This is a genomic window from Deltaproteobacteria bacterium (genome assembly GCA_020848745.1).
In the GTDB taxonomy this organism is placed as follows: Bacteria; Desulfobacterota; Binatia; order UTPRO1; family UTPRO1; genus UTPRO1.
The window spans coordinates 62,654-69,458 of sequence record JADLHM010000013.1; the positions used below are offsets into that span (position 1 = coordinate 62,654).

The 6,805-nt window shown below is 72.8% G+C and carries 8 protein-coding genes; 6 read left to right on the top strand and 2 right to left on the bottom strand.

Annotated features, from left to right (window positions below):
- Together IT293_02065 and IT293_02070 are read right to left on the bottom strand one after the other, a co-directional pair.
- On the bottom strand, positions 1 to 1,716 hold the full coding sequence (locus IT293_02065; protein ID MCC6763424.1) for an energy-coupling factor ABC transporter ATP-binding protein: 1,716 nt from the start codon (positions 1,714 to 1,716) through the stop codon (positions 1 to 3).
- Positions 1,713 to 2,462 carry a QueT transporter family protein gene (locus tag IT293_02070; protein MCC6763425.1) on the bottom strand — a complete coding sequence of 250 codons (750 nt, stop codon included), beginning with the start codon at positions 2,460 to 2,462 and terminating at the stop codon, positions 1,713 to 1,715. Before IT293_02070 ends, IT293_02065 begins: the two co-directional genes overlap by 4 nt.
- A gap of 116 nt (positions 2,463 to 2,578) precedes the next feature.
- Between IT293_02070 and IT293_02075 the strand changes: the two genes are divergently transcribed.
- Genes IT293_02075 through IT293_02100 form a run of 6 tightly spaced genes read left to right on the top strand, consistent with a single transcriptional unit; the run spans position 2,579 to position 6,683 of the window.
- Positions 2,579 to 3,151 carry a CPBP family intramembrane metalloprotease gene (locus IT293_02075; protein MCC6763426.1) on the top strand — a complete coding sequence of 191 codons (573 nt, stop codon included), beginning with the start codon at positions 2,579 to 2,581 and terminating at the stop codon, positions 3,149 to 3,151.
- Between the two features lie 9 nt (positions 3,152 to 3,160).
- Complete coding sequence (locus tag IT293_02080; GenBank protein ID MCC6763427.1) at positions 3,161 to 4,102, top strand: outer membrane protein assembly factor BamD; 942 nt, start codon at positions 3,161 to 3,163, stop codon at positions 4,100 to 4,102.
- 7 nt (positions 4,103 to 4,109) lie between these two features.
- Positions 4,110 to 4,823 carry a HesA/MoeB/ThiF family protein gene (locus IT293_02085; GenBank protein MCC6763428.1) on the top strand — a complete coding sequence of 238 codons (714 nt, stop codon included), beginning with the start codon at positions 4,110 to 4,112 and terminating at the stop codon, positions 4,821 to 4,823.
- A 39-nt stretch (positions 4,824 to 4,862) separates the two neighbouring features.
- A complete protein-coding gene (locus IT293_02090) occupies positions 4,863 to 5,162 on the top strand; it encodes a MoaD/ThiS family protein (GenBank protein ID MCC6763429.1) in 300 nt (99 codons plus the stop codon).
- Between the two features lie 35 nt (positions 5,163 to 5,197).
- Positions 5,198 to 6,073: a pyridoxal-phosphate dependent enzyme gene (locus IT293_02095; protein MCC6763430.1), complete on the top strand. Its 876-nt coding sequence runs from the start codon at positions 5,198 to 5,200 to the stop codon at positions 6,071 to 6,073.
- A gap of 16 nt (positions 6,074 to 6,089) precedes the next feature.
- Positions 6,090 to 6,683 carry a hypothetical protein gene (locus IT293_02100; protein MCC6763431.1) on the top strand — a complete coding sequence of 198 codons (594 nt, stop codon included), beginning with the start codon at positions 6,090 to 6,092 and terminating at the stop codon, positions 6,681 to 6,683.
- Positions 6,684 to 6,805 lie beyond the last annotated feature (122 nt).

A 6,805-nucleotide genomic window follows, 5' to 3' on the forward strand; every position in this document is an offset into this window, starting at 1 on the left:
TCAGTCTCCCGCCCCGAGCGCGCAGGCGAGCTCGTCGACGGTGCGCGCGGGAATGCCGAGCGCGCGCGCGACCCGCGCCGCCGGCGGCGCCTCGAACGCCGCCGAGCGCAGGAGCGGTTCGTCGGCGAGGAGCTCGTCGAGGGCGCCGTCGAACACGAGGCGGCCGCCGCGCATGAGGAGCGCGCGCTCCGCGTACTCGACCACGACCCACGGGCTGTGCGTGATGACGACGATCGTGGTGCCCGCGGCGCGCAGCCGGGCCAGCAGCTCCAGCATCGTGCGCACCTGCGGATAGTCGAGGCCGGTCGTCGGCTCGTCGAGGATCAGCACGCGCGGCGCCATGGCGAGCACCGTCGCGACCGCGAGGCGCTGGCGCTCGCCCTTGCGGAGCAGGAACGGGTCCTCGTCGCGCTCCGCGGTCAGCCCGACGGCCGCGAGCGTCTCGTCGACGCGCGCCGCGAGCGCGGCGCCCGCGAGCCCGAAGTTGCGCGGCCCGAACGCGACCTCGTCGGCGACGGTCGCCGCGAACAACTGATGATCGGGGTTCTGGAACACGTAACCGACCTCGCGCGCGACGCGCTCGAGCGGCAGCGTGCGGAGGTCGGTGCCATCGAGTCGCACCGTACCGCCCTCCGCCTGGAGAAGCCCGTTCAGGTGCTTCGCGAGCGTCGTCTTGCCGGAGCCGTTCTGGCCGATGAGCGCCACGAACTCGCCCGCGCCGAGCGTGAGGCCGACGCCGTCGAGCGCGCGCGTGCCGCCCTCGTAGACGCGCGTGAGCCCGCGAACTTCGAGGATCGGCGCGGGGCCGGCCGCCGCCGGCCCCGCCGTCGCGCCGGCCGCCCTCGGACGCGCGGCGGCCGCCGCCGCGGGCCCGCCGCGCGCCCGCAGCGCCGCGACCGCCGCATCGACCTCGAGCGGCAGCACGCAGCCGAGGCGGCGCCCGAGCACCGCGAGGTCGTGCGGCCGGACGCCGCAGGCGAGGAAGAGATCCACGTCGTGGACGAGCATCGCCGCCGGTCCGGACGCCACCACCCGGCCGTCCTTCATGAGAATCAACCGGTCCGCGCGCACGACCGGGTCGACCTCGTGCTCGACCGCGAGCAGCACGAGCCGCGCGCCGCGCACGCCTTCGAGCGCGGCGTAGAGCTCGCGGCGGCCGATCGGGTCGAGGTCGGTCGCGGGCTCGTCGAGGAGGAGCACCTCGGGCTCCATCGCGAGGATGCTCGCGATCGCGAGCCGCTGCTTCTGGCCGCCGGAGAGCGTCGAGGGGTCGCGGCCGCCGCAGTCCGCGAGGTTCACGAGCGCGAGCGTGCGCTCGACCCGCGCGGCGATCTCCTCCGGCGCGACGCCGAGCTGCCCCGGCCCGAACGCCACCTCGAGGCGCACGTTGGTCGAGAAGAGCTGGGCCTCGAAGTCCTGGAACACCATCGCGACGCGGCCATCGAGCTCCCGGACCTCCGCGCCGAGCAGCTCGCGCGATCCGAGCCGGATCGCGCCGGCGCACGCCGCCGGCGCGAGCGACGGCACGAGCGCGTTGACGCAGCGAAGCAGCGTCGACTTGCCGGCGCCGCTCGCGCCCATGATCGCGACGAGCTCGCCGGGCGCGGCTTCGAGCGAGACGCCGGCGAGCGCCTGCGCGGGCGGATCGGCGTAGCGACACGTGAGGTCGCGTACGACGAGCGTCGCGCCGCCCGCGCGGCCGGCGGCGTCGCTCACAGGAGGACGAGACCCGCGACGGCGAGCGCCAGACCGGGGAGAACGATCGCGGCGAGCGTGAGGTTCGGGGTCGCCGCGACGAGGCTCGGCGGCAGCGCGCCGGCGGCGGCGACATTGCCGCCGACGAACGCGACGAGCACGCCCGCGAGCGCGAGCCCGACCCCGAGCGCGCGCCGAGCGGGGGCGAGCGCGGGGCGCGGTCCCATCACGTCGGCGTACAGGAGACGGACGCGGCGGACGCGCGGGTACAGCACCGCGAGGAGCAGCGGCGCCAGCACGAGCGCCGTCACGCAGTTGTTCACGATGACGACGTTCGCGAGCACCGCGAACGGCACGAAGCCGAGCACCTGGAGCCCGAAGCCGACGGTCGCGGCGCAGAGGCCGGCGCCCGTCACGACGACGACGACGAAGAGCAGCCACGCGCCCGGCGTCTTCGGTACGGGGTCGCCGGTCGTGCAGGCGCGCCACAGACGATACGGGGCGAGCGCGTAGAGGAAGTTGCCGACGAAGCCGAAGAGGTCGCCCGGCCCGAGGCCCGCGAAGAAGTCGCCGATCAGGTTGCCGATCGCGGCGCCCCACGCGGCCGCGGGACCGAAGAGGAACGAGCACACCACCGGCAGCGCGTTCGCCGGCCGGAAGTGCGTCACGCCCGGAATGATCGGCACGACCATGAACGGAATCAGCACCGCGGCGTAGAACGACGCGCACATGGCCGTCAGCACGACCATGCGCGTGTTGCGCCACATCAGCGTGAGCTCCTGCATGCGGGTCGGTGGTCGCCTCGGTCGATCTCGCGTTGCCGGCCCGGAAGCGGGCCGGCTATGCTAAGACCCGTCCGCGCGGGCGGGGTCAAGAGATGAGAATGTCGCGCACCGCGTTTCTCCGGCTCGAGTGGCTCCTGTCGCTCGCCCTCGTCGCGGTCTCGCTCGCCTGGGCCGCGCTGCGCGACCTGCCGCTGGCGGCGCCGCTCACCCCGACGCCCGGCCGTGTGATCGCGGGCGGGCTCGCCGGAGCGCTCTTGTGGACCACGATCCCGCTCCTGCTGCGCGCCCCGAGCATGCGACGCGTCTGGCACGAGGTGCTGCGCCCCTTCGCCGGGACGCTCTCGGTCGCCGACGTCGTCGTGATCGCGGCGCTCTCCGGCACGACCGAGGAGCTCTTCTTCCGCGGCGTGCTCCTGCCCGAAACCGGGGTCGTCGCCTCGAGCCTCTGCTTCGGCGCGCTGCACGCGCTCACCCCGACCTACTTCGCCTGGGCGACGGCCGTCGGCGCGGGCATGAGCGCGCTCACGCTCACCGCCGACTCGCTCGTCGTGCCGATCGTCGCGCACGCGACCTACAACTTCGGCGCGTTGCTCCTGCTGCGTCGGGCGGCGACGGCGCCGGTCGCCGCGGAAACGGCCGCGACGATTGCGTCCCCGCATGGCATCGGTTAGGAACCGCGGATGTTTTTTCGTCGTGTCGCTCCGGCGCTCCTGGTCGTCGCGCTGGGGATGGCGGCGTGCAGCGCGCCCCCGCGCCTCACCGCCGACAAGTACTATTCCGAGGGCAAGGCCGCCTTCGATGACGAGAACTACGAAAGCGCGATCCGCAACTACAAGGATCTGCTGGACCAGTATCCCTTCGATCCCCACGCCGAAGAGGCGGAGCTCACGATCGCGGAGTCGCACTTCAAGAAGGGGCAGTACGCCGAGGCGATCGCCGCCTTCAACGACTTCCAGCGCATGCACCCGATGAGCCCGGCGCTGCCGAAGGTCTACTACCTGCTCGGCAAAAGCTTCGACAAGCAGATGACGACGATCGACCGCGATCAGCAAGCGGCCGACAACGCGCAGGGCTGGTATCGCGTCGTCGTCGACCGCTACCCGGAGAGCGACTACGCACCGAAGGCGCGACGCCGGATGGCGCGTTGCCGCGAGTCGATGGCCGAGCACGACCGCTACGTCGCCCGCTTCTACTTCAGGCAGGACAACATGCGGGCCGGCGAGAACCGGGTGAAGAGCATCCTCGAGAGGTTCCCCGACACCGTCGCCGCGACGGGCGCGCTGGAAGACCTGGCGGCGGCGTACGAGCGCCGCGGCGACGAGGCCGCCGCGGCAAAGGTGCGAGCGGCAGTGAAGGAGCGCACCGACATCTACGCGAGCATGCCTGAGACGGGTCCGGGCTCGCGCGCCGCGGGGGCCGTCCCGGCGGCGCGCACGCCGGTTTCCGACGCGCTGCTCGAGGAACTCGTGGCGAGCTACGGGCCGAGCGAGAGCGGCAGCGCGGTCGTCGCGGCGCCGGCGCTCGTCGACCCGGTCACGGGCCCGAAGATCCCGCAAGGCGCGGGCGGCGACGCGGGCGCGTATCAGCCGATCGGGCGCGGCGGTGGCATGGGCCGTTACTGAGGCCCACGTGACCCTGCCCTCCCAGGTCGGCGTGCTCGTGATCGGCGCCGGCGCGCTCGGCTGCGCCGCCGCCGAGGCTCTCGCGGCCGCCGGAATCGGCCGCCTCACCCTCGTCGACCACGACCGCGTCGAGCGCTCGAACCTGCACCGCCAACTGCTCCATCGCGCCCGCGACCTCGGCCGCTCGAAGGTCGAGTCGGCGCGCGACGCCCTGGCCGCGCGTCATCCCGCGCTCGCCACGGCGACCGCGCCGGTCCGCTTCGCCGCCGACAACGCCGCCGCGCTCGTCCGCGACCACGCGTGCGCCGTCGACGCGACCGACGGCGTCGCGACCAAGTTCCTGATCAACGATCTCGTGGTCGGGCTCGGAACGCCGCTCGTGCATGCCGGCATCGTACGGTTCCAGGGACAGCTGATGACGATCCTGCCGGGAGTCTCGGCGTGCTACCGCTGCCTCTTCGGGGCGCCGCCGCCCGAGGGGAGCGTCCCGTCGTGCCAGGAGGCGGGCGTGCTCGGCTCGCTCGCCGGGACGATCGGCACGCTCCAGGCGGCCGAGGCGATCCGGATCGCGACCGGGAGCGAAGCGCTCCTCGCCGACCGTCTGCTCACCTACGACGCCCTCGCCGGACGCTTCCGGCACGTGAAGCTCCGGCGCAATCCCGCCTGCCCGGCCTGCCGGCACGTCCGCGCCCCCTTGGCCGCGGACGCGGGCACCGGCTAGAACCTAGAGCCTTCGACCCTCAAGGAAGGAGATCCACCCATGCCGATACAGGTTCGCATCCCGACCCCTCTTCGCAAGTTCACCGGCGGCGCCGAGAGCGTCACCGCCAGCGGCGCCACCGTAGCCGCCATCGTCCAGGACGTCGATGCTCGCCATCCGGGACTCAAGGAGCGCATCTGCGACGAGGCCGGCAAGGTACGCCGCTTCGTCAACCTCTACGTGAACGGCGAGGACATCCGGTTCCTCTCGAGCCTCGACACGCCGGTGAAGGACGGCGACGAGATCTCGATCGTACCCGCGATCGCCGGCGGCGCGGCGGCACGCACCCGGGACGAGTGACGGCGAGCGTCCTCGACCTCGTCGGCAACACGCCGATGGTGCGGATCCGGGTCCTCGCCCGCGATCTGCCGCCGGACGTGCGCGTCTACGCCAAGCTCGAGGGCTTCAACCCGGGCGGCTCCGTGAAGGACCGGCCGGCCCTCAACATGATCCGCGACGGGATCGCCACGGGCCGGCTGCGTCCGGGCAAGACGATCCTCGATTCGACGTCGGGTAACACCGGCATCGCGCTCGCGATGATCGGCGCGGCGCTCGGCTATCCGGTCGAGCTCGTCATGCCGGAGAACGTGAGCATCGAACGCAAGAAGATCATCCGCGCCTACGGCGCCGGCATCATCTTCTCGAGCGGGCTCGAGGGCTCCGACGGCGCCATCCAGCTCTGCCGCGAGGTCCTGAAGCGGGATCCGGAGAAGTACTTCAAGCCCGATCAGTACTTCAACGAAGCCAACCCGCAGGCCCACTACCTCGGGACCGGCCCCGAGATCTGGCGCCAGACGGGCGGCCAGGTCACACACTTCGTGACCGGTCTCGGCACCGGCGGCACGATCATGGGGACGGGTCGCGCCCTCAAGGAGCTGAACCCCGCGATCGAGGTGATCGGCGTCGAGCCCGACGACGCGTTCCACGGCCTCGAGGGGCTCAAGCACATGGCGTCGTCGATCGTGCCGGGCATCTACCACGAGAACGAGCTCGACGAGAAAATCCCGGTCGCCACCGACGACGCCTACGACATGGTGCACAAGCTCGGCACGATCGAGGGCATCGTCGTCGGGCAGTCGTCGGGTGCGAACCTCGTCGGCGCGCTCGCGGTCGCGCGCCGGCTCGAGCGCGGCGTCGTCGTGACGATCTTCTGCGACTTCGGCGTTCGCTATCTCAGCACCAATCTCTGGATCGGCCACGAACGGTCGTAGCGGCGCCGGTGCTCCCATGCGGCTCGACGACGAGCAGATCGAGCGCTACAGCCGCCAGCTGATCCTCCGGGAGGTCGGACCGCGAGGACAAGAGCGCCTGCTCGCGGCGCGCGTGGCGGTCGTCGGCGCCGATGCCGCGGCCGCGCGCGTGGTCGCGTACCTCGCCGCGGCGGGCGTCGGATGGATCGCGGCCGAGGCGGCGTTGCGCACGGTCGTCGACCCGGACCAGCCCGACCTCACGCTGGCCCCGCTCGCCACCGCGGCGGACGCGCCGTGCGACGCCGCCGTGGTCGCCGCGGCGACGACCGACGCGGTCGCCGACGCCCTCTCCCCGTGGCGGACCCGCGCCGCGACCGTCTTCTGGATCGCCGCCGGGCGCGCGGGCGCGCTCCCGCCCTGCCCACGCTGCGCGGCCGCGGCGATCGACGCCGGCGACGGCGCACCCGCGCTCGCGCGGCTCCGCGATGTCGTGCTCGCGACCGTCGTCGCGACCGAGGTCGTAAAGGCGGTGCTCGCGATCGGAACGCCTCTTGCCGGCCGCGTCCTTGCCTACGATCCCGCGACGGCAACGCTCGACACCGCCGCCCCGACCACGGCCTGCCCGCACTGAGAGGCTGTGAAAAAATCCCCTCCCGTCGCCGGGCTTCAGAGCGCCGTCGCATCGCGGCGTCGCACGTCCTCGGAATACCTTCCAGGTATTCCTGCGGGTTGCTCCTTGCGCTGCTCGGCGCT

Bases quoted from the DNA above. Each gene is read 5' to 3' on its own strand.
- IT293_02070 (MCC6763425.1), bottom strand. From the start codon at position 2,462: ATGTGGCGCAACACGCGCATGGTCGTGCTGACGGCCATGTGCGCGTCG.
- IT293_02095 (MCC6763430.1), top strand. From the start codon at position 5,198: ATGGTGCGGATCCGGGTCCTCGCCCGCGATCTGCCGCCGGACGTGCGC.
- IT293_02100 (MCC6763431.1), top strand. From the start codon at position 6,090: ATGCGGCTCGACGACGAGCAGATCGAGCGCTACAGCCGCCAGCTGATC.
- IT293_02080 (MCC6763427.1), top strand. From the start codon at position 3,161: ATGTTTTTTCGTCGTGTCGCTCCGGCGCTCCTGGTCGTCGCGCTGGGG.
- IT293_02075 (MCC6763426.1), top strand. From the start codon at position 2,579: ATGTCGCGCACCGCGTTTCTCCGGCTCGAGTGGCTCCTGTCGCTCGCC.
- IT293_02090 (MCC6763429.1), top strand. From the start codon at position 4,863: ATGCCGATACAGGTTCGCATCCCGACCCCTCTTCGCAAGTTCACCGGC.